This is a genomic window from Saccharopolyspora sp. ID03-671 (assembly GCF_045278815.1).
Classification (GTDB): Bacteria; Actinomycetota; Actinomycetes; order Mycobacteriales; family Pseudonocardiaceae; genus Saccharopolyspora; species Saccharopolyspora ipomoeae.
In genome coordinates this window covers 2,675,342-2,698,443 of the sequence record NZ_CP134054.1, presented here as the reverse complement: position 1 = coordinate 2,698,443, position 23,102 = coordinate 2,675,342, and the positions used below count along the sequence as shown (strand labels likewise).

General features: G+C 70.1%; 19 protein-coding genes. 15 read left to right on the top strand and 4 right to left on the bottom strand.

Annotation, left to right across the window (positions count from 1 at the left end; genetic code table 11):
- Positions 1-153: 153 nt before the first annotated feature.
- Together REH65_RS12075 and REH65_RS12070 are read left to right on the top strand one after the other, a co-directional pair.
- The gene (locus tag REH65_RS12075; RefSeq protein ID WP_281456233.1) at positions 154-942 is read left to right on the top strand and encodes a serine protease; all 789 of its coding nucleotides are present in this window, start codon (positions 154-156) and stop codon (positions 940-942) included.
- Between the two features lie 214 nt (positions 943-1,156).
- Entirely contained in the window at positions 1,157-1,936 is a 780-nt protein-coding gene (locus REH65_RS12070; protein ID WP_281456232.1) for an IclR family transcriptional regulator, read from the top strand.
- Positions 1,937-2,180: 244 nt separating this feature from the next.
- On the opposite strand, the gene REH65_RS12065 is transcribed toward REH65_RS12070, so the two are convergent.
- Complete coding sequence (locus REH65_RS12065) at positions 2,181-2,948, bottom strand: dioxygenase (RefSeq protein ID WP_406692491.1); 768 nt, start codon at positions 2,946-2,948, stop codon at positions 2,181-2,183.
- 72 nt (positions 2,949-3,020) lie between these two features.
- On the opposite strand from REH65_RS12065, the gene REH65_RS12060 reads away from it, so the two are divergent.
- The 6 genes from REH65_RS12060 (at position 3,021) to REH65_RS12035 (ending at position 12,239) form a co-directional block, all read left to right on the top strand.
- Positions 3,021-3,479 carry a MarR family winged helix-turn-helix transcriptional regulator gene (locus REH65_RS12060; protein ID WP_406692490.1) on the top strand — a complete coding sequence of 153 codons (459 nt, stop codon included), beginning with the start codon at positions 3,021-3,023 and terminating at the stop codon, positions 3,477-3,479.
- A 72-nt stretch (positions 3,480-3,551) separates the two neighbouring features.
- Positions 3,552-4,415, top strand: a complete 864-nt coding sequence (locus REH65_RS12055; RefSeq protein ID WP_406692489.1) for a fumarylacetoacetate hydrolase family protein — start codon at positions 3,552-3,554, stop codon at positions 4,413-4,415.
- A gap of 103 nt (positions 4,416-4,518) precedes the next feature.
- Positions 4,519-7,314, top strand: coding sequence for a penicillin acylase family protein (locus REH65_RS12050; protein WP_406692488.1), 2,796 nt, complete (start codon positions 4,519-4,521; stop codon positions 7,312-7,314).
- A 107-nt stretch (positions 7,315-7,421) separates the two neighbouring features.
- Entirely contained in the window at positions 7,422-9,425 is a 2,004-nt protein-coding gene (locus REH65_RS12045) for a hypothetical protein (protein ID WP_281456227.1), read from the top strand.
- 168 nt (positions 9,426-9,593) lie between these two features.
- Positions 9,594-10,979 carry an ABC transporter substrate-binding protein gene (locus REH65_RS12040; protein WP_406692487.1) on the top strand — a complete coding sequence of 462 codons (1,386 nt, stop codon included), beginning with the start codon at positions 9,594-9,596 and terminating at the stop codon, positions 10,977-10,979.
- A gap of 21 nt (positions 10,980-11,000) precedes the next feature.
- Positions 11,001-12,239, top strand: a complete 1,239-nt coding sequence (locus tag REH65_RS12035) for an amidohydrolase (RefSeq protein WP_406692486.1) — start codon at positions 11,001-11,003, stop codon at positions 12,237-12,239.
- Positions 12,240-12,348: 109 nt separating this feature from the next.
- Here the strand turns inward: REH65_RS12035 and REH65_RS12030 are convergent, their stop codons facing one another.
- Both REH65_RS12030 and REH65_RS12025 read right to left on the bottom strand, forming a co-directional pair.
- Positions 12,349-13,224, bottom strand: coding sequence for a virginiamycin B lyase (locus REH65_RS12030; RefSeq protein ID WP_406692485.1), 876 nt, complete (start codon positions 13,222-13,224; stop codon positions 12,349-12,351).
- Between the two features lie 167 nt (positions 13,225-13,391).
- Positions 13,392-13,922, bottom strand: coding sequence for a TetR/AcrR family transcriptional regulator (locus tag REH65_RS12025; RefSeq protein WP_281456223.1), 531 nt, complete (start codon positions 13,920-13,922; stop codon positions 13,392-13,394).
- A 96-nt stretch (positions 13,923-14,018) separates the two neighbouring features.
- Here REH65_RS12025 and REH65_RS12020 point away from each other — a divergent pair, with 96 nt between their 5' ends.
- On the top strand, positions 14,019-14,882 hold the full coding sequence (locus REH65_RS12020) for an aldo/keto reductase (protein ID WP_406692484.1): 864 nt from the start codon (positions 14,019-14,021) through the stop codon (positions 14,880-14,882).
- Positions 14,883-14,898: 16 nt separating this feature from the next.
- Here REH65_RS12020 and REH65_RS12015 read toward each other — a convergent pair whose 3' ends face one another.
- On the bottom strand, positions 14,899-15,465 hold the full coding sequence (locus REH65_RS12015) for a TetR/AcrR family transcriptional regulator (RefSeq protein WP_406692483.1): 567 nt from the start codon (positions 15,463-15,465) through the stop codon (positions 14,899-14,901).
- A 225-nt stretch (positions 15,466-15,690) separates the two neighbouring features.
- On the opposite strand from REH65_RS12015, the gene REH65_RS12010 reads away from it, so the two are divergent.
- The 6 genes from REH65_RS12010 to REH65_RS11985 all read left to right on the top strand — a co-directional run bounded on the left by REH65_RS12010 (position 15,691) and on the right by REH65_RS11985 (position 23,092).
- Positions 15,691-16,194, top strand: a complete 504-nt coding sequence (locus REH65_RS12010; RefSeq protein WP_406692482.1) for a (2Fe-2S)-binding protein — start codon at positions 15,691-15,693, stop codon at positions 16,192-16,194.
- Positions 16,194-17,156, top strand: coding sequence for an FAD binding domain-containing protein (locus tag REH65_RS12005; protein WP_406692481.1), 963 nt, complete (start codon positions 16,194-16,196; stop codon positions 17,154-17,156). Before REH65_RS12010 ends, REH65_RS12005 begins: the two co-directional genes overlap by 1 nt.
- On the top strand, positions 17,153-19,315 hold the full coding sequence (locus REH65_RS12000) for a xanthine dehydrogenase family protein molybdopterin-binding subunit (protein ID WP_406692480.1): 2,163 nt from the start codon (positions 17,153-17,155) through the stop codon (positions 19,313-19,315). Before REH65_RS12005 ends, REH65_RS12000 begins: the two co-directional genes overlap by 4 nt.
- Positions 19,316-19,670: 355 nt before the next feature.
- Entirely contained in the window at positions 19,671-20,687 is a 1,017-nt protein-coding gene (locus tag REH65_RS11995) for an alpha-amylase family glycosyl hydrolase (RefSeq protein ID WP_406692479.1), read from the top strand.
- A complete protein-coding gene (locus tag REH65_RS11990) occupies positions 20,579-21,292 on the top strand; it encodes a hypothetical protein (protein WP_406692478.1) in 714 nt (237 codons plus the stop codon). The genes REH65_RS11995 and REH65_RS11990 overlap by 109 nt, the downstream gene beginning before the upstream one ends.
- A gap of 174 nt (positions 21,293-21,466) precedes the next feature.
- Positions 21,467-23,092 carry an alpha-amylase family glycosyl hydrolase gene (locus REH65_RS11985; protein ID WP_406692477.1) on the top strand — a complete coding sequence of 542 codons (1,626 nt, stop codon included), beginning with the start codon at positions 21,467-21,469 and terminating at the stop codon, positions 23,090-23,092.
- Positions 23,093-23,102 lie beyond the last annotated feature (10 nt).

Below are 23,102 nucleotides of genomic sequence, written 5' to 3'. Positions count from 1 at the left end.
GGTTAATGGGGAAAAGCGGTAAAAAGCTTCTCTTTCGCGGTTGTTCTTTGGTTGGTTAGTGTTCGATCAAGATTGCTGCGGGGAGCCGGTTGGGGGAAGGCAGGCCTTCGGCTGGAGTTCTCGTGGCATGACCTTCGGACAAGGAGATTCACGATGGTCGATGCCCCACGTCGCCTCGCCCGGTTCGCCGGTGTCGCTGCGATCGCCGTTGCCGCGCTGACCTCGGCCTCCGTCGCGCAGGCGGCCCCGGCCGACGTCAACCCGTACATCGTCGGCGGCCAGGACGCCGAGATCGCCGACCACCCGTTCACCGTCGCGCTGACCACGCCGGACGGCCAGCAGTTCTGCGGCGGTTCGATCGTCGCGCCGACCAAGATCCTCACCGCCGCCCACTGCACCGACGGGCAGCAGGCCGCCGACATGAAGGTCGTCAGCGGTCGCACCACCATGAGCTCCACCGAGGGCACGGTCTCGGACGTGACCAACATCTGGGTGCACCCCGAGTACACCGACGCCACCAAGGGCTTCGACGTCTCGGTGCTGACCCTCGCCGCCCCGGTGCAGGAAGCGCCCATCGAGCTCGCCACCGCCGACGACCCGGCCTACGCCCCCGACACCCAGGCCACCATCCTGGGCTGGGGCAACACCTCCGAGGGCGGTCAGCAGTCCGACCACCTGCAGATGGCTCAGCTGCCGGTCAACGCCGACGAGACCTGCTCCAAGGCGTACCCGGAGTACAGCAACGAGTCGATGGTCTGCGCCAGCGTGCCGGAAGGCGGCATCGACAGCTGCCAGGGCGACTCGGGCGGCCCGATGGTCGCCGACGGCCGCCTCATCGGCGTCGTGTCCTGGGGTCAGGGTTGCGCGCAGCCCGGCTTCCCGGGCATCTACGCCCGCGTCGGCGCCTACAACGACGTGATCACCGAGCAGATCAACTCCTGACGAGCGGCCCGGCCGGGGTTGTCATCCCGCTGGCCCCGGCCGGGCCCGCTCCTCGGGGAAGGCGAAGGCCGTGGACGCTCGTAGTCCACGGCCTTTCGCGCGCCCGAACCCCCCCTCGCAGGTGGAGCCGCGCGGTCACCGCGCGCCCGCTGTACTGTTCGGTAGGTTCCGCTCCGGATGCGGCGGGACGACGAGGAGCAGGAGGATTCGAGGGGTGACGGCGGAGAGCGCGGCCGGCTCTAACGGGCACAACCTGGTGAAATCGGCGGATCGGGCGCTGATCATTCTGGAACTGCTCTCCCGGGGCAGGCACCGGCTCAGCGACATCGCCGAGACGCTGCGGCTCCCGCTCTCCAGCGTGCACGGCCTGCTCGGCACCCTCGTGCACCGCGGCTTCGCCGAGTTCGACCCCACGACCCGCACCTACGGGCTCGGGCTCAAGGCGTGGACCGTCGGGCAGGGCTACACCGGGCACCGCGACATCGTCGGGCTCGCGCTGCCGCTGATGGAACGACTCGCGCAGCAGACCGGTGAGACCGTGCAGCTGTCCCGGCTCGACGGCATCGAGAACGTCTACATCGCCATCGCCGAATCCCCGCAGCCGATGAAGCTCGTCTCCGCCGTCGGCATGCGGTTGCCCGCCCACTCGGTCGCGCTCGGCAAAGCCCTGCTGGCGGGCCTGGACGACGACGAGGTCACCGCCCGCTACGCCGACGTCGAGCTCGAACGCTTCACCGACAACACCATCACCGACCTCGGCGAACTCCTCGCCCAGCTCGACCAGGTCCGCCGCGACGGCTACGCCACCGACGACGAGGAGTACATCATCGGTTGCCGCTGCCTCGCCGTCCCGATCCGCGACCACGCGGGCGAGGTCGTCGCCGGCATGTCGGTCTCAGCCCCCACCCCCCGCTGCGGCCCCAACTGGACCGAGGAAACCCGAGCCCCCCTCGCCGAAGCAGCAACCTCGATCCACCACCAACTCCGCCACTGACCACGAAACACCGAAACCCCAACCACGCAGTGCCAACCACGAATCGCCAACCGCGAATCGCTCGCGGCGAATCGCTGCCCGCGAGTTGCTGACCGCGAGCGCCGAGCTGTGGCTTCCGGGGGTGATGGTGCTCGGCAGGGGACAGTTTTTCCTCGAATCACCCATGATCAATGTCCGTTTTGCCCGGACAGTTCTCACTGAAACTGTCCCCTGGTGAGGGGGCGGAGCAGCGGGACGAGGGAAATCAGCCGAATTGGATGGAGCGCTTGGCTAGGCCCCACCAGAAGCCCTCGATGGGGACGGACTGGGTGTCGAGGTCGTCGCCCGCGGCGCCGAGGGTGACGAACAGCGGGGCGAAGTGCTCGGTGCGCGGGTGCGCCAAGCGCCCGGCGGGGGCCTTGCGCTCGAAGTCCAGCAGGGCGTCGACGTCGCCGGACGACAGCGCGCGGCCGCCCCAGTCGTCGAACTCCACCGACCAGTTCGGCGTCGACGGCGAGCGCAGCGCGGCCAGGTTGTGGGTGAAGAAGCCGCTGCCGACGATCAGCACGCCCTCGTCGCGCAGCGGTTGCAACGACCGGCCGAGGCGCATCAGGGCGGTGGGTTCCAGCGTCGGCATCGAGATCTGCAGCACCGGGATGTCGGCGTCGGGGTACATCTCCTTCAGCGGCACGTAGGCGCCGTGGTCGAGGCCGCGGTCCGGCACGTCGACCACCGGGGTCTCCGCGCCGCCGAGCAGCGCCCGAACCCGCTCGGCCAGGGCCGGAGCGCCCGGCGCGGCGTAGCGGACCTCGTAGTAGCGGTCCGGGAAGCCCCAGAAGTCGTAGACCAGCGGAACGGTGCTGGTCGCGCCGATGGCCAGCGGTGCTTCCTCCCAGTGCGCGGAGATGATCAGGATCGCGGACGGCCGGGGCAGGTCGGCCGACCAGGCGGCGAGTTCGCCGGGCCAGAGCTCGTCGTCGGCCAGCGGCGGGGCGCCGTGGCTGAGGTACAGGGCGGGCATGCGGGAGGACATCCGACACCTCCTAGTTCGAATTCGAACCAACTCTAGCTCGTCGTTCAAATTTGAACAAGATAAGATGGCGGGGTGACCGAACCGCGTTGGCTCGACGCCGATGAGATGGCCGCCTGGAACGCCTTCGTCGAGGCGGGCAACCTCGTGAACCGCCGCGTGGAGCACCAGCTCCGCGAACAAGCCGGACTCTCGCACCCGCAGTACGAGATCCTCGTCCGGCTCTCCGCCGCGCCGGGCGGCGAAGTCCGCATGTCCGAGCTGGCCGAGCTCGTCGTGACCTCCAAGAGCGGCCTGACCTACCAGGTCACGCAACTGGAGAAGGCTGGCCTGGTGAGCCGCCGCACCTGCGACACCGACGACCGCGGCGTGATCGCCTGCCTGACCGAGGACGGCCGCCGCAAGCTGGAGGCCACCGCGCCCGGGCACGTCGAGATCGTCCGCGAGCACCTCATCGACGTCCTCGACCGCGACCAGCTGCGCGCGCTCACCGCCGCGCTCGACGTGGTCTCCCGCAAACTGCGGAGCTCTTGACGCCGGTCGTCCGCGCTGATCGGATTTCGCTTGCTTGAACGGTCTTCGAACAGGTGAAGCGGAGTCGGTGTGATGAGGTTTCTGAGGCTGGGGTCGTTGTCCGAGGAGCGCCCGCACGTGCTCGACGACCGGGGGCGGCTGTTCGACCTGAGCCCGGTGACCGGCGACATCGACGGCGCGTTCCTGTCCGGTGACGGCGTCGCGCGCGCCCGCGCGGCGCTGGCGGCGGGCGAGCTGCCCGCCGTCGACGACCCGGCCGACGGCACCGGGTTGCGGGTGGGCGCGCCGATCGCGCGGCCGATGGCGGTGCTGTGCATCGGCCAGAACTACGCCGCCCACGCGGCCGAATCCGGTTCCGCGCCACCGGAAGTCCCGATCCTGTTCTTCAAGCACCCGAACACCGTGGTCGGGCCCTACGACGAGGTCGCGATACCGCGCGGAGCCGAGCGGGTCGACTGGGAGGTCGAGCTCGGCGTGGTCATCGGGCGCCGCGCGAGCTACCTCGACAGCGCCGAGCAGGCCCTGTCGCACGTGGCCGGCTACGTGCTGGCCGACGACGTCTCGGAGCGCGCGTTCCAGAAGGAGCAGTCCGGCGGCCAGTGGTCGAAGGGCAAGTGCGCGCCGACGTTCAACCCGGTCGGCCCGTGGTTCGTGCCCGCCGACGAGGTCGGCGACCCGCAGGCGTTGCGGCTGCGCAGCTGGGTCAACGGCGAGCCGAGGCAGGACTCCAGCACGGCCGACATGATCTTCGGCGTCGGCGAGATCGTCCGCCACCTCTCGCAGTACCTGACGCTGGAGCCGGGAGATCTGGTCATCACCGGAACCCCGGAAGGAGTGGCGATCTCGGGCAGGTTCCCGTTCCTGGCGGCGGGCGACGTGGTGGAGATGGAGATCGACGGCCTGGGCCGGCAGCGCAACGACGTGCGGTCCGCCTGAGGCTGCGCCGTTCGGATCAAACACAACGTGAAAATCTTTCTATTCAACGTCGGGGTAGCTAGCGTGCCGATGCCGGAGTGATCCGCATCGGAAAGGGCTTGGCATGGCGCGACGTTCACTGGTCACCGTCCTCGTGGCGGCCATCGCGGGGTCCCTGCTCATCGCTCCCGGGGCCGGTGCCCAGGACGTCGCGCCGCCGGAGGACCACTGCCGCGACCAGTGCCACGACATCCTCCCGCCAGGTCAGAACGGCAACGCCACCTTCGCCGAGCTGGTCTCGCACATGCTGCTGGGCACCCGCCCGAAGCACTCCGACGACCAGCTCGGCAAGTACGGTTCCCTGGCCGGTGGCTACGAGGAGCTCACCACCGGCACCATCCGGGAGTTCTTCAACGACCACTCCTTCGGCGTGAAGCCCGAGGACGTCGAGCGCACCTACCAGCCGCGCGCCGACGTCACCGTCGTCCGCGACAAGACCGCCGGCGTCCCGCACGTCTACGGCGAGACCCGCTCCGGTACCACCTTCGGAGCCGGGTTCACCACCGCCGAGGACAAGCTGTTCCTGATGGACGCGCTGCGCCACGCCGGACGCGGCGAGGTCACCCCGTTCGCGGGTGGTGCGCCCGCCAACCGGGAGCTGGAGCAGAGCTTCTTCTCCGTCGCGCCCTACACCGAGCAGGAGCTGCAGGACCAGATCGACCGGGTCGCCGCTCAGGGCGAACGCGGCCGAATCGCGTTGCAGGACGCGCAGTCCTACGTCGACGGCATCAACGCCTACGTCCAGCAGGCCCACCGCGGCCGCTACTTCCCCGGCGAGTACGTCGCCACCGGCCACGTCGACCCCGTCACCAACCGGGGCACCATCGCGCCGTTCGAGCTCACCGACCTGGTCGTGCTCGCCTCGCTGGTCGGCGCCCAGTTCGGCGGTGGCGGCGGGGGAGAGGTGCAGAACGCCGTCGCCCGCATGTCGCTGCACGAGCGCTTCGGGCCCGAGCGCGGCGAGCAGATCTGGGCCGCCTTCCGCGCCGAGAACGACCCGGAAGCCATCAGCACCATCCACGACGGACGGTCGTTCCCCTACGGCAACGCCCCGGCCAACCCGACCGGCGTCGCCATGCCGGACCCGGGATCGGTGCGCGAGCAGCAGCTCGTCTTCGACCCGACCGGCTCGGCCGCCGAGCCCGACGAACCGCCGTCGCGCCGGGTCGTCGACCCGCAGGACCCGCTGCGCGGCATGTTCGACGACGGCGTCCTGCCCGCCGACATGGCCGAGCGGCGCGGCATGTCCAACGCGCTGGTCGTCTCCGGCGAGCACACCGAGAGCGGCAACCCGGTGGCCGTGTTCGGCCCGCAGACCGGCTACTTCTCGCCGCAGCTGCTGACCCTGCAGGAGCTGCAGGGGCCCGGGATCTCCTCGAAGGGCGCCTCGTTCGCGGGCCTGAGCTTCTACACGCTGCTCGGCCGAGGCCAGGACTACTCGTGGAGCGCCACGACGGCCTCCCAGGACATGATCGACACCTACGCGGTCGAGCTGTGCTCGCCCTACGGCGGCCCGGTCACGACGGAGTCGAACTCCTACCTCTTCCGCGGCGAGTGCCTGCCGATGCAGACCATCGAGCGCCGCAACTCCTGGGAGCCCAACCTCGGCGACGACACCCCGGAGGGCTCCTACCGGCTGGTGTCGTTCCGGACCCGCTACGGGCCGGTGACCCATCGGGCCACAGTGGACGGAAAGCCCGTCGCCTACACCACGGCGCGCTCCACATTCCTGCACGAGGTCGACTCGATCATCGGGTTCCAGCAGTTCAACGACCCGTCGGCGGTGCGTTCGGCGCGGGACTTCCAGCACGCCGCGCACGACATCAACTACACGTTCAACTGGTTCTACGCCGATTCCCGCGACACCGCGTACTTCAACTCCGGCGCGAACGTGGTGCGCCGACCCGACGTCGACCCGAGCATGCCGATCGTCTCCGATCCCGCCCACGACTGGCCCGGCTGGGACCCGGAGACGAACACCGCGACCTACCAGACCTTCGACCAGCACCCGAACTCCCTCAACCAGGACTACTACATCAGCTGGAACAACAAGCAGGCTCCGGGAACCGCGGGCGACCGCGCGGAGAAGAACGCGGTGCAGCGGGGTGACCTGCTCGACCGCCGGGTCCGCGAGCAGATCGAGTCCGGCGACGACTTCAGCCGCGCCGAGCTGGTGCGGGCGATGGCCGACGCCGGCGTCACCGACCTGCGCGCCGAACGCGTCCTGCCCGACCTGCTGCGCGTCGTCGGCGAACCCGACGAGCGCACGAAACCGCTGGTCGACGAGCTGCGCGCGTGGCTGGACGACGGCGGCAAGCGCGTCGAGACCGAACCGGGGAGCAAGCGCTACGCCCACGCCGAGGCCATCGAGCTGCTCGACGCGTGGTGGCCGCTGCTGGTCCGCGGCCAGTTCGAACCCGCCGTCGGCGCCCCGGCCTACCGGGCGATGACCTCGATGATGCAGATCAACGAGTCGCCATCCGGCTGGCAGAACGGTGAACCCGGCCTGCACGTCGGCCAGGGACATCAGGGCTCGTCGTTCCAGTTCGGGTGGTACGGCCCGGTGTCCAAGGACCTCCGCGCCGTGCTCGGCGAGAACGTCCCCGGCGGCTTCGGCGCCCCGCTGTGCGGCGGCGGCGATCCGGCCGCGTGCCGCCAGATGCTGCTGGACACCCTCGCCCAGGCCGCCGAGGTGCCGTCCGAGGAGACCTACCCGGGCGACGGCGACTGCGACCCCGGCGACCAGTGGTGCGCCGACGCGATCGTGCACAACGAGGTCGGCGGCATCCAGCAGGACCCGACCACCTGGCAGAACCGCCCCACGTACCAGCAGGTCGTCGAGTTCCCCGAGCACCGTTGACCCGTTCGGCCCAGCGCTTTCCGGTCGAACCGACCCCGCGCGATCTCCGCGAGCCGTAGAATCGACGGCCAAATCGGGCATCGGTGTCCGAGGCGAGGGGGACGCGGATGACGGAGCCCGTGCGGTTGACCGACAGCGCCATGCTCGCTCGACGGCTCCTGTGGAACCGGGCCGTCGACGAGCCGTCCAGCGCACAGCCCGTCGTGGTGCTGCTCGGGCCGACCGGATCGGGCAAGACCCGTGCTCTGCAGTCCATCTCGCAGGACTGCGGGAACGGCGTGGTGCACGCGCAGCCCTTCGACTTCGCCCGCGAGCAACCCGCCACCACGGTCGAAGCGCTGGCCACGATCTCCGACGACCTCTCCCGGCGCTGGCCCGCCCGGCGCAGCGCGAAGTTCACCCGCTTCGCGCTCGGGCTGGTCGCCGTGCACACCAACCTCGACTCCTACGACCGGGTCAAGGCCCGGGCCGCGATGAACAGCGCCCTGCGCGAGTTCGCCGACAGCCCCCGAGCCAACGACCTCGCGGGCCAAGTGGATTCGGTGGCCGACGCCGCAGAACCCGTGCTGGACAACCCGATGCTGGTCACGGCCGCGAAACTGGTGCTGCCCAGGCTGATCCGGACGATCGGCCGCCGATCCCTGGGCAGCGCAAAGCGCTGGCACGCCGACATCCCGGAGGCCGAGGGCGCCGAGCCGCTGGACGCGCTGATCCAGCTCAGCCGACGCGCCCGCAACGAACCCGAGGCGATGACGGCCTGGCTGACCTCGGCGTTCCTGGCCGATGTGCGGGAGAGCCACCCGGTCATGGCGCGCCCGGAGCTGGGCAGCCCGTGCGCCTGCGAGAACGAGGCGGGAAAGACCCACGCGCACAACTGGGTCGTGCTGCTGGACAACCTCGACAACCCCGGTGGGTACCGGTTCCTCGACGACATCATCGCCGCCCGGGAACGACATCTGCGCCAGCACAACGAGCACGACCCGCTGCTGCTCATCGGCACCAGCGGCCGGTGGAACCCCGAATGGGAATCGCACTGGCACGCACCGTGGAAGTCCGCTGCCACCAGGTCCGACGAGGTCCTGGTGGTGCCGCGCTGCCGCGACGCGGGCCACTGGCGCAGCAATCCCGAGGTGGACAGGCCGCAGGCGCACGTGCACCCGGTCCTGCTGGAGCCGCTGGAGATCGAGGAGACCGCGAGCCTGATCGACCGCAGTCCCTACTTCAGCGAGGCGAAGCTGGCGCAGCGCGCCACCGCCGGGCTGCCGAAGGCCGTCGAGGCGGTCGCCGAGATGCTGCCCAACGCCCGGCTGCGGGAGGGCAGGCGCGACATCCTCGAACCCGCCGAGTCGACCCCCGAAGCGTGGCAGCAGCGCCTGGCCGACCTGCGCGTCTCCGAACAGCTCCAGGACGTCGACCTCGCCGAGTTCGTCAACGCCGCCCCGTTCGCGACCGCCCCGTGGCTGGTCCCGGCCGAGTCGACCAGCCTCGTCTCGTTACCGCAGACCGGGCGCATCCTCACCGAGCTGCGCAGCGCGCTGTGGGTGATCGCCCCGGACCGCGACGGCGGGACCGAGGACCAATCCCTGCTGCACCCGTGGATCGCTCGGACGCTGCTGTTCGCCCTCAACGCGCGTGGCGAGCAGGACGGGGGCTCGTACGAGACGCAGTTCCAGGCTTTGCTCGACGACCCGCACACCCGGCGCGACCTCGCCCGCTCCTCGTACTGCCGGCTCGCGCTGGGACGGTTCGCCGAGGTCGTGGGCACCCTGCACGAACGCTTCGACCAGATCCCGCACCAGAAGTGGGTCGACCTGCTGATCCTGATCACCAGCGCCCCGGACGGCAAACCGCTGCACCGCGACAACGCCGAGGTCTACGCCGACCTCGTCGAGCAGGACCTGTGCGACGGCCCGGCCGACCGCGGTCAGGTCCGCAACGTGCTCGCCCGGCTGATCGCCGCGTACTGGCTGCTCGCGAACCCGCTGGCCGGTCCGGACCGGGAGTGCAAGAGCGTCGTCGTGCAGAGCTTCTACGAACTCGCGCCGCTGTCACACCGCCCGGACGTCGCGGCCCTCTACGAGGCCGCGCGTCGCGCCGACCAGCTCTTCTAACCCCGGATTGGACCGGTCATGCCGCTGCTCCGCCGCTCCACCTCGCCCGGCCCGCTGCAACCCCGATCGTGGGTGCGCCGCCACAAGTTCGTGACCGCCGCAGTGGTTCTCGCGGTCGTGGCCGCCGGATTGGCGGTGTGGCAACCGTGGAGACCGTGCGGTGCGGGGATGTCCGCAGCAGGCTCATCGGGCAGCTGCGTCGGTCTGAACGTCGAGAGCGGCTCGTTCGGCACCAACGACGCGGTCGCCGCACTGCGGGAACGGGTCGTCGAGCACAACGCGGGCGTGACCGACCCGGACTTCGTCACGGTCGTGGTGCTGGACAACATGACGCCGGATCCCTCGATCGACAGCATCGGGGGTGACACCGTGCGCCACGGCGTGGAGGGCGCGCTCACCGCAGCGCGGCGCGCCAACGACACGACCGCGGTGGGGGCCAAGACGCCGAAGGTGAAGCTGCTGCTCGCCAACTACGGCACCGACGAGGTCCAGGCGGCGGAGGCGGTGCGGCAGATCGAGCTCGCCCGCGAGCAGGAGCGCATCGTCGCGGTCGTCGGGCTGGGGCAGAGCCTGGAGCACTCCCGGACGGCGGCGAGCGGGCTCGCCGATCACGGGATCGCCGTGGTCAGCGGGATGGCCAGCGCTGACGACATGAACCAGCACGTCGACACCGGTGAGAAGCTCCACGAGTTCTTCCGGATCACCCCGACCAACATCGACGCTGCCAAGGCCGGCGCCGCCTACCTGCGGCAACAGCGGCCGGAGAAGGTGATGCTGGTCGAGGACACCAACGACGCCGACAGCTACTCGCTCACGCTGGCCGAGGCGTTCAAGGACGCCTACCGAGACCAGGAGATCAGTTCGGCCGAGTTCACCTCGTTGAGCGATCCCTCGGGAACAGCGCGGCCGGACTTCATGGCCGGCGAGTTCGCCCGCGTCTACTCGAGGATCTGCTTGGAGAAGCCCACTCACCTGTACTTCGCCGGTCGCGGCAACGACTTGAGATCGTTGCTCGACGTCATGTCGCAGAACACGAACTGCACCGGGATGTCCGACGTGGACGTGATCACGAGCGATGACGCCACCAACCTCGTGGGGCGACCGCTGCCCAGGTTCGACAACCGCCAGGTGCGGGTGCTCTACACCAGCGTCGCGACCAAGGGGCAGTGGGACGGCGTGCCCGGGCAGGAGGAGAGCCGGGCCAGCTACGAATCCTTCGAGTCGGCGTTCGTCGGGATGGGGATGGACAACGCCGACGCCCTGATCGACGGTTACGCGATGTCGGTCCACGACGCGTTCCTGGTGGCGACGAAGGCCGCCCGTGAGGTGGGCGGGGCGTACGGCATGGTGGCCGACAAGATCAAGGCCCTCGACTGCGTCGAGCCGTTCGGCGGTGCCACCGGCAAAATCGCGTACAAGAACGGTCATGCCGGGCAGGGGAATCCGGTGGGCAAGGCGATGCCGATCATGCGCCTGGACGTGAACGGGCACCCGGTCCAGGAGTCCCTGGTCTGGCCTTCCGGGCAGCCGTTCGGTCCGCAATCGTGCGAGTAGGCGGCGACATCGGAGGCTGAGATGGATTTCCGGCGGCTGGACGACATCCGCGACGACCTGCACGTCCTCTACGAGGACCTGCACGCCCACCCGGAGCTGTCGTTCCAGGAGCACCGGACGGCGGCCGAGGTCGCGCGGCGGCTCGGTGAGCTGGGTCTGGAGGTCACCACCGGGGTCGGCGGGACCGGCGTGGTGGGCGTGCTGCGCAACGGGGACGGGCCGACGGTGCTGCTGCGCGCGGACTTCGACGCGCTGCCGGTGCTGGAGCGGACCGGCCTGGACTACGCGAGCACCCAGCGGGCGACGGCCGCCGACGGCTCGGACGTGCCCGTGATGCACGCGTGCGGTCACGACATGCACGTGACCTGCCTGGTCGGTGCGCTGGACCTGCTGGTCTCGGCTCGTTCGCGCTGGTCGGGGACGGTGCTGGCGGTGTTCCAGCCCGCCGAGGAGATCGGCGCCGGGGCGCGGGCGATGCTCGACGACGGGCTGCTGGAGCGGTTCCCGCGCCCGGACGTGTGCCTGGGGCAGCACGTGTTCCCGTTCCAGAGCGGGCTCGTGGGGATGATGCGCGGGCCGAGCATGTCGGCCGCGGACACCCTGAAGATCACCATGTTCGGGCGCGGCGGGCACGGTTCGCAGCCGCAGAACGCGGTGGACCCGGTGGTGATGGCCTCGGCGACGGTGCTGCGGCTGCAGACCGTGGTCTCCCGCGAGGTCGCCGGCGACGACACGGCGGTGGTCACGGTCGGGTCGATCCGCGCGGGCACCCAGGGCAACATCATCCCCGATCAGGCGGAACTGCTGGTCAACGTTCGCTCGTTCGACGAGCGCGTCCGCGAGCGGGTGCTGGCCGCCATCCGCCGCATCGTCCGCGCCGAAGCGGTGGCTTCCGGCGCCGACCGGGAGCCCGAGTTCGAGCAGCTCAACCGCTTCCCGCTGCTGGTCAACGACCCCGATGCCACCGACCGCACCGCCAAGGCCCTGCGCACCGCGCTGGGCGAGCACGCGGTCCTCGACCTCCCACCGGCGATGGCCAGCGAAGACGTGGGCCTCTTCGGCACCGAAGCGGGGGTCCCGACCTGCTACTGGTTCTTCGGCGGTACGGAACCCGGCCGCTTCCAGAAGGCCCTCGCCGAGGACGCGGTGGCCGAGATGATCCCCGCCAATCACTCCCCGCACTTCGCCCCCGAGATCGAACCCACCCTCACCACCGGAGTCAAAGCTCTCGTCACCACCACCCTCGAATGGCTCTCCTGACGTCCCGTGCTCCGCGTCCCGTTCCCGACGTCGGTCAGCAGGGGACAGTTTTAGCCGTAATCACCCATGATCAATGTCCGTTATGTCCGGACAGTTATGGCTAAAACCGTCAGCTGGTGAGGGCGGTCCAGGCCAGAGCCCCGGATTCCAGGGCGACCCAGAGCGTTCCGTCGGGCGCGGTGGTGAGCCCGTGGGGTTCGGAGTCCGGGCGGGGGAGGGCGTGGGTCTCGATGCCGCCGGACGGGGTGATGCGGCCGATGCGACCGGTGGCCCACTCGGTGAAGCAGCAGGAGCCGCCGGGAACCGCAGTGATCGCGTGCGGGCGCGCCTCGCGGTCCGGGAGCGGGTGCTCGACGATCTCACCCTCCGGAGTGATGCGGCCTATTTGACCTGCGCCGATCTCGACGAAGCAGAGGGCGTCGCCAGTGCTGGTGATGCCGACCGGGGCCGCGTTCGCGGTCGGCAGCGGGAACGTGCGCACCGCGCCTTCGACGTCGATCCGGCCGATCGCGTTCGCCTGGTTGAGCGTGAACCACAGCGCGCCGTCCGGGCCGGTGGTGATCATCGACGGGAAACCGCCCGGGGTCGGCAGGTCGAACTCGCTGATCGCGCCGTCGATGGTGATCCGCCCGATCCGGTCGGTGTTCATCGCCGTGAACCACAGGGCCGAGTCCGGGCCGACCGCGAGCCCGTACGGGTTGGCGCCCGGAACGCCGAAGCACCGCACCGACCCGTCGAGCCCCACCCGCCCGATCCCGTTGCCCTGGTACAGGCTGAACCACATCGCCTCGTCCGGACCGGCCACGATGACGGTGGGCCGGCAGTCCACGGGACCCACCTGAAAACCCCGGTAGTCGCCGTCGGCCCCCAGCCGCCCCACGCGCCCGCGGTGCACCTCCGTGCACCACACGTCCCCGTCGAGATCGACGGCCACCCCGTAAGGCCCGCACCCGGCCTCGCCGACCTGCACCTCGGTGAACTCCACCCGGGCAGCCTGCTCCCCGGACCCGTCCCCGGCAACCGATTTTCAGCTCTCCGGAGGCCGCGCCGTCCGCTCGAACCCCACCAGAACTCGGAAACCGTCCAGGCGCCCTCTGATCAGTGGCGACGGCCTCGGTCCCGAGGCTCGAAGAAGTTCCCTCGGGCGAGTGGTCAGGGGCGGAGGGCGTCCATGAAGAGGTCGAGGATTCTGGCGGCCTGCTCGGGATCGTCGGGGGTGGCGAGGTGGATGCCGACGACGGCGGCGACGACGTCCTCGGGCAGGACGTCGGGGCGCAGCGAGCCGTCGGCGGCGCCCGCCTCCAGGACTGTGCGGGCGGCTTCGGCGAGCTCGGCTCGCTTGGCCGACAGCGGGATGGTGGCGATGACCGCGCGCAGCGCCTCGGCCATCTCGCGCTTGGTGGCGACGTACTCGCCGAACCGGGCCATCCAGGCGCGCAGCGCGGCGTCCGGCGGGAGTTCGGCGAGGAGTTCGGCGGCGCTGTCGCGCAGCGCGGCGAACTCGGTCTGGTAGACGGCCTCGGCCAGCGCCTCCCGGGTGGGGAAGTGCCGGTACAGCGTGCCGATGCCGACGCGGGCCGCGCGGGCGACCGAATCCAGCGACACCTTCGGCTCGCCCGAGGCGAACGCCTCCCGGGCCGCCGCGACCAGGCGCTCCCGGTTCCGGCGCGCGTCGGAGCGCATCTCCTGCTGGTTAATCGGAGGATCCTCCGCTTCCGTGCTAGTCTGGTTGAAGCGGAGGGTCCTCCGCCTCGTCCTCCACTATCCCAGGGGTGCGCCATGAACACCTACTCCGACCTCGCCGGACGGCGCGTCGCGCGCGTCGGATTCGGCGCGATGCAGCTCCCCGGCCGGGACCGGGACACCGCGATCGCCGTGCTGCGCCGCGCCGTCGAGTCCGGCGTCAACCACATCGACACCGCGCACTTCTACGGTCCGGGCGAGGCGAACGCGCTGATCCGCGAGGCGCTGAGCCCTTACCCGGACGATCTCGTGCTGGTCAGCAAGGTCGGCGCCGAGCACGCACCGCAGACCGAGATCGGCCTGGTCCTGGCCCAGCGCCCGGAGCAGTTGCGCGCCGGGGTCGAGGCCAACCTCGCCCAGCTCGGCGTCGAGCGGATCCCGGTGATCAACCTGCGCCGCACCGACATCCCACCGGGCGTCGTCGCCGAGGGCGACCAGGTCGTCGACCTCGACGACCAGCTGGCCGAACTCGCCGCGCTGCGCGACGAGGGCAAGATCGGCGCCATCGGCCTCAGCGCCGTGTCCGCGGAGAAGCTGAAGCAGGCGCTGCCGGTCGGGATCGCCTGCGTCCAGAACGCCCACAGCGTCCTCGATCGCGGGTCCGAACCGGTCCTGGACCTCTGCCGCGAGCACGGCATCCCGTGGGTCCCGTTCTTCCCGTTGGGCTCGGCCTTCCCAGGAGCGCCCAAGGTCACCGACAACCCCGCGGTCAAGCGGATCGCCGACGAGTCCGGCGCCACCCCGGCCCAGATCGGCCTCGCGTGGGAACTCGCCCACTACGAGAACGCGCTGCTCATCCCAGGAACGGCCGACCCGGACCACCTCGCCGAGAACATCGCCGCCGTCGACGTCGAGCTCACGCCGCAGGCCAAGTCCGAATTGGACGTCCTGGCAGCCTGATCCGGACGGGCCCGGTTCAGACGCGCATGCCGCGCCAGAGGAGGTCGAGGAGGTCGCTGGTCTCGGTGCGCCAGTCGCTCTTGGGGTCGAGGTAGAGCAGGCCGCCGAGGCCGCGCATCACCGTCTCCGGGTTCAGGTCCGGGCGGAGGTTGCCCGCCTCGGCGTTGGCGCGCAGCAGCGCGCTCAGCGCCTCGACCAGCGTCTCGTGGGCGTTGACCGGCAGCTCGGCAGGGGAGGACGACGCGGCGCTGAGCGCCTTGGCGAGACCGCGCTTGGTCATCATGTAGTGCGCCAGGTGATCGGTGACCCAGGTGCGGAACGCCTGTTCGGGATCGTGCCTGTCCAGCAGCTCCGGGGCGACCTCGCCGAGGTGCTCCAGCTCGCGCCGGTAGACGGCGATGATCAGCGACTCCGGGGTGGGGAAGTGCCGGTAGACGGTGCCGACGCCGACCCCCGCCTGCTTGGCGATGTGGTTGAACGAGACCCGTTCGGTGCAGGCCAGCGACTGGGCGGCGGCGTTGAGGATGGCCTCGTGGTTGCGCCGGGTGTCCGCGCGGCGCGGGTTCACCGAGCCCGTCGTCATCGTCCCTCCCCGGTCGGCTACCTGGTCTTAACCCGGAATGTAGTGCACCGCTCGCCGAACCTGGGCAACCTTGAGGGTGAGAACACTCGTTGCGAAGCGGATAAGAATCCGGTAGCTTCGGATCCACCTGAAGCGGATGACTATCCGTTCAGGGTCGAGTCTAGCTCCCACCACCACGAGCATTCCGCCCTCCGCGTTCTGCGTGCTGGGCGGGGAAGAGATTCTGTGGACCTCTCACTGGAAATCAACGGCAGGACGGAAGAGCTCAGCGTCGATCCCGGCGTGACCCTGCTCGACGCGCTGCGCGAGAAGCTCGACGTGACCGGCCCCAAGAAGGGCTGCGACCGGGGCCAGTGCGGTGCGTGCACCGTGCACGTCGACGGCCGTCCCGTCCTGTCCTGCCTCACGCTGGCGGCCACCGTGCAGAAGCCGGTGACGACCATCGAAGGGCTCGCCGACGACGAGTCGCTGCACCCGGTGCAGCGCGCGTTCCTCGACCAGGACGCGCTGCAGTGCGGTTTCTGCACGTCAGGCCAGATCATGTCGGCCGTCGCGGCGGTCGAGCAGGACGTCGAGGACGTCCGCGAGTTCATGTCCGGCAACATCTGCCGCTGCTCGGCCTACCCGAACATCGTCGCGGCAGTGGAGCAGGCCAGGCAGGGCCCCGAGAAGGCCGCGCAGGGCCCCGAGATGGCCACGCAGGACTCCGAGAAGACGAGGCAGGGCTGATGCGCACCTTCGAACTCACCGCACCCACCACGATCGACGAGGCGCTCGGCGACACCGGAACCTTCCTGGCCGGCGGCACCACCCTCGTCGACCTCATGAAGCTCGACGTGCTCACCCCGCAGCGGGTGCAGAACATCAACGGTCTGCCGCTGCGCGGGATCGACACCTCCCACGGCCTCCGCATCGGCGCGCTGGAGCGGATGAGCGACGTCGCGGCGAATCCCGGCGTGTACCCGGCGATCTCGCGGGCGCTGCTGCAGAGCGCCTCGCAGCAGCTGCGGAACATGGCCAGCATCGGCGGCAACCTCATGCAGCGCACGCGCTGCGGGTACTTCCGCGACGTCGACATGCCCTGCAACCGGCGCGATCCGGGCAGCGGCTGCCCGGCGATCGAGGGCGCCAACCGGATGCACGCGATCCTGGGCACCAGCGACTCCTGCGCGGCCACCCACGCCAGCGACCTCGCGGTCGCGCTGGTCGCCCTCGACGCCGAGGTCCGGCTGGTCAGCGCCGGAGGCGAGCGCACCGTGAAGCTGGCCGACTTCTACATGCAGCCGGGCCAGACGCCGGAGGCCGAGCACGACCTGCGCGAGGGCGAGCTCATCGGCGAGGTCGTCGTGCCGAAGCTCGACTGGGCCGCGAACTCGACCTACGTCAAGGTCCGCGACCGGCAGTCCTACGAGTTCGCGCTGACCTCGGCCGCTGTGGCGCTGGACGTGCGCGACGGCGTGATCGCCGACGCCCGCGTCGCAGCGGGCGGTGTGGCGACGGTGCCGTGGAAGCTCGGCGTCGTCGAGGACGTGCTGCGCGGCAAGCCAGCCACCCAGGAGACCTTCGAAGCCGCCGCCGCGCTCGCCGCCGAAGGCGCGAAGCCGTTGTCCGGCAACGCCTTCAAGGTGTCCCTGCTGAAGCGGACGATCGTCCGCGCCCTGCTCGAAACCACCGAAGGGATGCAGCTGTGACCGCTCGGCTGGACGGCCCGCTGAAAGTCACCGGCCAGGCCAAGTACGGGGCCGACAACAACGTCCCCGGCACGGTCTACGGCTACCTCGTGCTCAGCACGATCGCGCACGGCGAGATCGAGAGCATGGACGTCACCGCCGCCAAGAGCGCGCCCGGTGTGCTCGGCGTGTACACGCCGTTCGACAAGCTGGAGTTGAACACACCGACCTCGATGCTGGGCGAGACGTGGGTTCCGCTGCAGGACCGCGAGGTCACCTACTACGGCCAGCCGATCGGGTTCGTCGTCGCCGAGACCTTCGAGCAGGCCCGCGACGCGGCGGCCCTGGTGCGCACCGGCTACCAGGCCAGGCCCGGCAAGACCTCGTTCGAGGCGGGACTGGCCGAGGCCGAGCCGGCACCGGGCCGCGAAGACCTGGAGATCCTCGACGAGGAGTCCGGCGTGACCTCGATCGCCGAGGCGTTCGAGGCCAGCCCGGTCGTGGTGGAGCAGACCTACTCGACCGCGACCCAGAACCACGCCGCGATGGAACCGCACTCCGCGGTCGCGGTCTGGGAGGGCGACCAGCTCACGCTCTACACCCCGAACCAGGGTTCGCACCTGCTGGCCGCCGACATGGCCGCCGCGCTGGGCGTGGACGCCTCGAAGGTCCACGTCGTGAACCCGTACGTGGGCGGCGCTTTCGGCGGCAAGGGCAAGACCTCCACGCCGGCGTTCCTCGCCTCGGCGGCCAGTCGCGCTCTGGGCCGGCCGGTCAAGGCGACCCTGACCCGCGAGCAGGTGTTCACCGCGACCGCGGGCCGCGCCGCCACGCAGCAGAAGGTGGCGCTGGGAGCCGACCGCGACGGCAACCTGATCGCGGTCCGGCACGACTCGTGGTGCACCACCGACGCGGCGCGCTCGTTCGTCGAGCCGACCTCGCACGGCACCTCGCTGGAGTGGTACGCGACGCCGAACCTCGCGGTGTCGCAGCGGATCGTGCCGCTGAACGTGCCGCCGACGACGTTCATGCGCGCCCCCGGTGAGGCGCCGGGCTCGTTCGCGCTGGAGAGCGCGATCGACGAGCTGGCCGTCGAGCTGGGCATGGACCCGATCGAGCTGCGCAAGCGCAACAACTCGACCGCCCCGCCCGGCAAGGACCTGCAGTGGTCCAGCAAGCACCTCGACGAGTGCTTCGACCTCGGCGCGCAGCGGTTCGGCTGGGCCAACCGCACTCAGCAGGGCCGCACCGAAGGCGACTGGCAGGTCGGCATGGGCGTGGCGGTGGCCATGTTCCCGGCGCTGCGGTTCCCGGCCACGGTCGGCATCCAGCTGCGGGCCGACGAGACGGCCGTGGTCTCCACCAGCGGTGCCGACCCGGGAACGGGCCTGCTGACGGTGATGCGCCACATCGGCGCGGAGTCGCTGGACCTGCCGGAGGACCGGATCACGCCGCAGCTGGGCGATTCCGCGCTGCCGCCGGGCGGCCTGTCGGGCGGCTCGACGGCGACGGCCAGCGTCGGCACCGCGATCCAGCTCGCGGGCACGGCCGCGGTCGACGAGCTCACCGCGCTGGCCTCCGGGCCGGGTGCGCCGTTCGCGGGCAAGGACGTCACCTACGCCCACGGCGAGCTGTTCGCCGACGGCGAGTCGATCACCTTCGGCCAGCTGCTGCGGGCGCTGGGCCGCGACTCGGTGTCGGTGACCGGTACTTCGCAGCCGGGGGAGGAGCTGACCAAGCACTCCTTCAGCTCGTTCGGAGCGCAGTTCGTCGAGGTCAAGGTGCACAGGTGGACGCGCGAGACCCGGGTGTCGCGGATGCTCGGCGTGTTCGACTGCGGCCGGATCATCAACGAGAAGCTGGCCACGAGCCAGCTGCAGGGCGGCATGATCTGGGGCATCTCGGCGGCGCTGCACGAGGCCGTGGAGGTCGAGGACAACGGCCGGCTCGCCAACGGCGATTTCGCGAGCTACCTGCTGCCGGTCAACGCCGACATCCCCGAGGTCGACGTGGAGTTCGTGAAGTACCCGGACACGCTGCACAACTCGGTGGGAGCCAAGGGGCTCGGCGAGATCGGCACGGTCGGCGTCGCCGCCGCGGTCGCCAACGCGGTCCACAACGCCACCGGCGTCCGAGTCCGCCACATCCCGATCACCATCGAAGACCTGCTGGTGGACTGAACCCTCCCCGCGAGGAGAACCTGGCACGAAGCGGCCCCGGGGGAACCCCTCCGGGGCCGCTTCGTGGTCGTGGGGTGCGTCCGTCACCAGTGGACAGTTTTATCCATAATTGACCGGGCAAAACGGACATTGATCATGGGCAATTATGGCTAAAACTGTCCGCAGCCCAGGCACTCCCACCCGGATGGGCGTCGTGATCACTCGATCGGCCTGAGGCTCGGGAAAAACGGCAACCGGGAATGGTCTGGGCCAGTCGGGTCTTGATGGGTTCTTGCACGTTCCGCGCGGTGATCGACCGGCGTAGCTTCGGCCGGGCATTTTCATACGCATTCCGATTGGGGAACAGAGTATGACGGTGTCCAGGCGAACGTTCCTGATCTCCGGTGCGCTGGTCGCGGGAGCGACCGCGCTGCCGATCTCCCGGCCTCTCACCTCGATGGCGAGCGCGGACGGCTCGTGGCTGGCCGATTCCGTGATGTACCAGATCTACCCGCAGACCTTCGCCGACTCCGACGGCAGTGGCGTCGGCGACCTGCAGGGCATCATCGACCACCTCGACCACCTGCAGTGGCTCGGCATCACCGCGGTGTGGATGAACCCGATCTTCTCCTCCCCGCTGACCGACGCCGGTTACGACGTGTCCGACTACGTCGGCGTGCACGAGCGCTACGGCACGCAGGACGACGTGGTCCGGCTCGTCGACGAAGCGCGCAGGCGCGGCATCCGCATCCTGTTCGACCTGGTCGCCGGGCACACCTCGGACCAGCACCCGTGGTTCCTCAACTCGCTCAACGACCCCGCGGACGACCGGTTCGTCTGGGCGACCCCCGATCAGTTCCCGAACGGCGAGCTGCCGGAGAACTTCGTCGCCTCACCGGGTCCCCGCGAGGGCGCGTTCCTGAAGAACTTCTACGACACCCAGCCCGCCATCAACTACGGCTACGCGCGGATGAACCCGGACGAACCGTGGCGGCAACCGATCGACGCCGAAGGCCCCAAGCGCAACCGGGAAGCGATGCGCGAGGTGATGGATCACTGGCTGCGGCTGGGCATCTCGGGTTTCCGGTGCGACATGGCGGGCAGCCTGATCAAGGACGATCCGGGCCTCGTCGAGACCGGCGGGCTCTGGGTGAGATGGCGGCCTGGCTCGACGACAACCACCCCGACGCGGTGCTGGTCTCGGAGTGGGGCGACCCGAAGGTCGCGGTTCCGGCCGGTTTCGACGGCGACTTCTTCTTCCAGACCGGCGAGGCATGGCGGTCGTTGTGGCAGGACAACCCCTACTTCGGCGCCGACGGCACCGGCACGGCGAAGATCTTCGTCGACGCCTGGCGCGAGGCCGAGGACGCCATCGGCAGACCCGGGGGAGTGATCCTGCCGTCGGCCAACCACGACACCGCGCTGCGGCTGAACAACGGCGTCCGCACGCCGGAGGAGATCCCCGCGGTCTACGCGTTCTGGCTGACCTGGCCGATCGTCCCGCTGATCTACTACGGCGAGGAGATCGGTATGCGCCTGGTCGAGGGCCTGCCGGACGTGGAGGGCAGCGACGGGCGGCAGAACAACCGCACGCCGATGCAGTGGAACACCGGTCCCAACGCCGGTTTCTCGACCGCTCCCGCCGAAAACCTCTACCTCCCGCAGGACCCCGACCCGAACCGGCCGGACGTCGAGACCCAGCGCAACGATCCGGGATCGCTGCTGAACCTGGTGCAGCGCCTCATCGCCCTGCGGCAGTCGCACGCCGAGCTCGGCATCGGCGCCGACGTGCAGGTCTTCCACGACGGCTACCCGCTGACCTACCTGCGCGGCGACCGGTTCCTGGTCGCGGTCAACCCCAGCCGGAACCCGGTCACCGTCACGGTCCCCGACGATCGCCTGGCCGGCGCCACCCCTGTCGAGGACAGCGGGGTCACCGTCGACGGTCACGACCTCGCGGTCCCGGCCTTCGGCTACGCCGTCCTCGACCTGAAGTGACCTCGTGGCCGCGCTCGGTGGGAGCCGGGCGCGGCCGCGGTCGAATTCTGGGAACGGGAGGGGAATGTGAAAACGACGTGCCTTCCGTGATCGATCCGGATGACGTACATTCCACCCGGCTTTGAATACGTATTCAGACGGGAGCTGGGTGCTGTGGTGTCGAGGCGGTCGTTCATGGTCGGTACGGGGGCGGTGCTCGCGGGAGCGGCTGCGCTGCCGATCGCGCGGGTGAGGCCCGCCGCGGCGTCCGGTCAGCCCTCGTGGCTGGCCGACGCCGTGCTCTACCAGGTGTATCCGCAGAGCTTCGCCGACACCGACGGCAGCGGGATCGGCGACCTGCGCGGCATCACCGAACACCTCGACCACCTGGCCTGGCTCGGCGTGACCGCGATCTGGGTGAACCCGGTCTACCCGTCGCCGTTCACCGACGCCGGCTACGACATCACCGACTACGTCGGCGTGCACCCGCGCTACGGCACGCAGGGCGACGTGGCCGCGATGGTGGAAGCGGCGCGGTCGCGCGGCATCCGGGTGCTGTTCGACCTGGTCGCCGGGCACACCTCGGACCAGCACCCGTGGTTCCTCAACTCGCTGAACGACCCCGCTGACAGCCGCTACGTGTGGGCGACACCGGACCAGCTGCCGCCGGACGGCAGCCTGCCGGAGGACTTCGTGGCCTCGCCCGGACCGCGCGAGGGCGCGTTCCTGAAGAACTACTACGACACCCAGCCCGCGATCAACTACGGCTACGGCCGGATGAACCCGGACGAGCCGTGGCGCCAGCCGGTCGACGCCGAAGGCCCCAAGCGCAATCGGGAAGCGATGCGCGAGGTGATGGATCACTGGCTGCAGCTGGGGATTTCCGGCTTCCGCTGCGACCTGGCGGCGACGCTGGTCAAGGACGACCCGGGTTGGGTCGAGACCGGCAAGCTGTGGGGCGAGATGCGGGCGTGGCTCGGCGAGAAGCACCCCGACGCGGTGATGATCGCCGAGTGGGGCGACCCGGCCACCTCGGTCCCGGCGGGTTTCGACGGCGACTTCTTCCTGCCCGTCAACGGTCCCGGCGACGGCGCGCCGTGGAAGACGTTGTGGCAGGACAACCCCTACTTCGGCGCAGACGGGACCGGGACCGCCAAGGTCTTCGTCGACGCGTGGAAGGAGACCGAGCGGACCATCGGGCGTCGCGGGCACATCCTGTTGCCCTCGGCCAACCACGACGGCGCGCTGCGGCTCAACAACGGGGTCCGCAAGCCGGAGGAGATCCCGGCGGCGTTCGCGTTCTGGCTGACCTGGCCGACCGTTCCGACCCTGTACTACGGCGAGGAGATCGGGATGCGCCTGATCGAAGGGCTTCCCGACGTCGAGGGCAGCGCGGGCAGGCAGAACAACCGCACGCCGATGCAGTGGGACGACGGGCCCAACTCCGGGTTCTCCACGGCTCCGGCCGATGAGCTCTACATCCCGCAGGATCCCGACCCGAACCGGCCGACGGTCGCCGGCCAGCTCGCCGATCCGGGTTCGCTGCTGAACTTCGTGCAGCGGGTCATCGCGCTGCGCAAGCGCCACCCGGAGCTCGGCAGCGGGGGTGCGGTGGAGGTGTTCCACGACGGGTACCCGCTGACCTACCTGCGCGGTGACCGGTTCCTGGTGACGATCAACCCGAGTCGCGAGGAGGTCGCGGTCGAGGTGCCCGACGACCGGCTGGCGCGTGCGAAGCCGGTGGAGGACAGCGGTGTCCGCATCAGCGGGCACACCGTGACGGTTCCGGCTTTCGGATACGCAATTCTCGATCTTCGATGATGTTCTGGTG

Bases quoted from the DNA above. Each gene is read 5' to 3' on its own strand.
- REH65_RS12075 (WP_281456233.1), top strand. From the start codon at position 154: ATGGTCGATGCCCCACGTCGCCTCGCCCGGTTCGCCGGTGTCGCTGCG.
- REH65_RS12065 (WP_406692491.1), bottom strand. From the start codon at position 2,948: ATGTCCTCCCGCATGCCCGCCCTGTACCTCAGCCACGGCGCCCCGCCG.
- REH65_RS12055 (WP_406692489.1), top strand. From the start codon at position 3,552: ATGAGGTTTCTGAGGCTGGGGTCGTTGTCCGAGGAGCGCCCGCACGTG.
- REH65_RS12050 (WP_406692488.1), top strand. From the start codon at position 4,519: ATGGCGCGACGTTCACTGGTCACCGTCCTCGTGGCGGCCATCGCGGGG.
- REH65_RS12045 (WP_281456227.1), top strand. From the start codon at position 7,422: ATGACGGAGCCCGTGCGGTTGACCGACAGCGCCATGCTCGCTCGACGG.
- REH65_RS12040 (WP_406692487.1), top strand. From the start codon at position 9,594: ATGTCCGCAGCAGGCTCATCGGGCAGCTGCGTCGGTCTGAACGTCGAG.
- REH65_RS12035 (WP_406692486.1), top strand. From the start codon at position 11,001: ATGGATTTCCGGCGGCTGGACGACATCCGCGACGACCTGCACGTCCTC.
- REH65_RS12025 (WP_281456223.1), bottom strand. From the start codon at position 13,922: ATGCGCTCCGACGCGCGCCGGAACCGGGAGCGCCTGGTCGCGGCGGCC.
- REH65_RS12020 (WP_406692484.1), top strand. From the start codon at position 14,019: ATGAACACCTACTCCGACCTCGCCGGACGGCGCGTCGCGCGCGTCGGA.
- REH65_RS12015 (WP_406692483.1), bottom strand. From the start codon at position 15,465: ATGACGACGGGCTCGGTGAACCCGCGCCGCGCGGACACCCGGCGCAAC.
- REH65_RS12005 (WP_406692481.1), top strand. From the start codon at position 16,194: ATGCGCACCTTCGAACTCACCGCACCCACCACGATCGACGAGGCGCTC.
- REH65_RS11985 (WP_406692477.1), top strand. From the start codon at position 21,467: ATGGTCGGTACGGGGGCGGTGCTCGCGGGAGCGGCTGCGCTGCCGATC.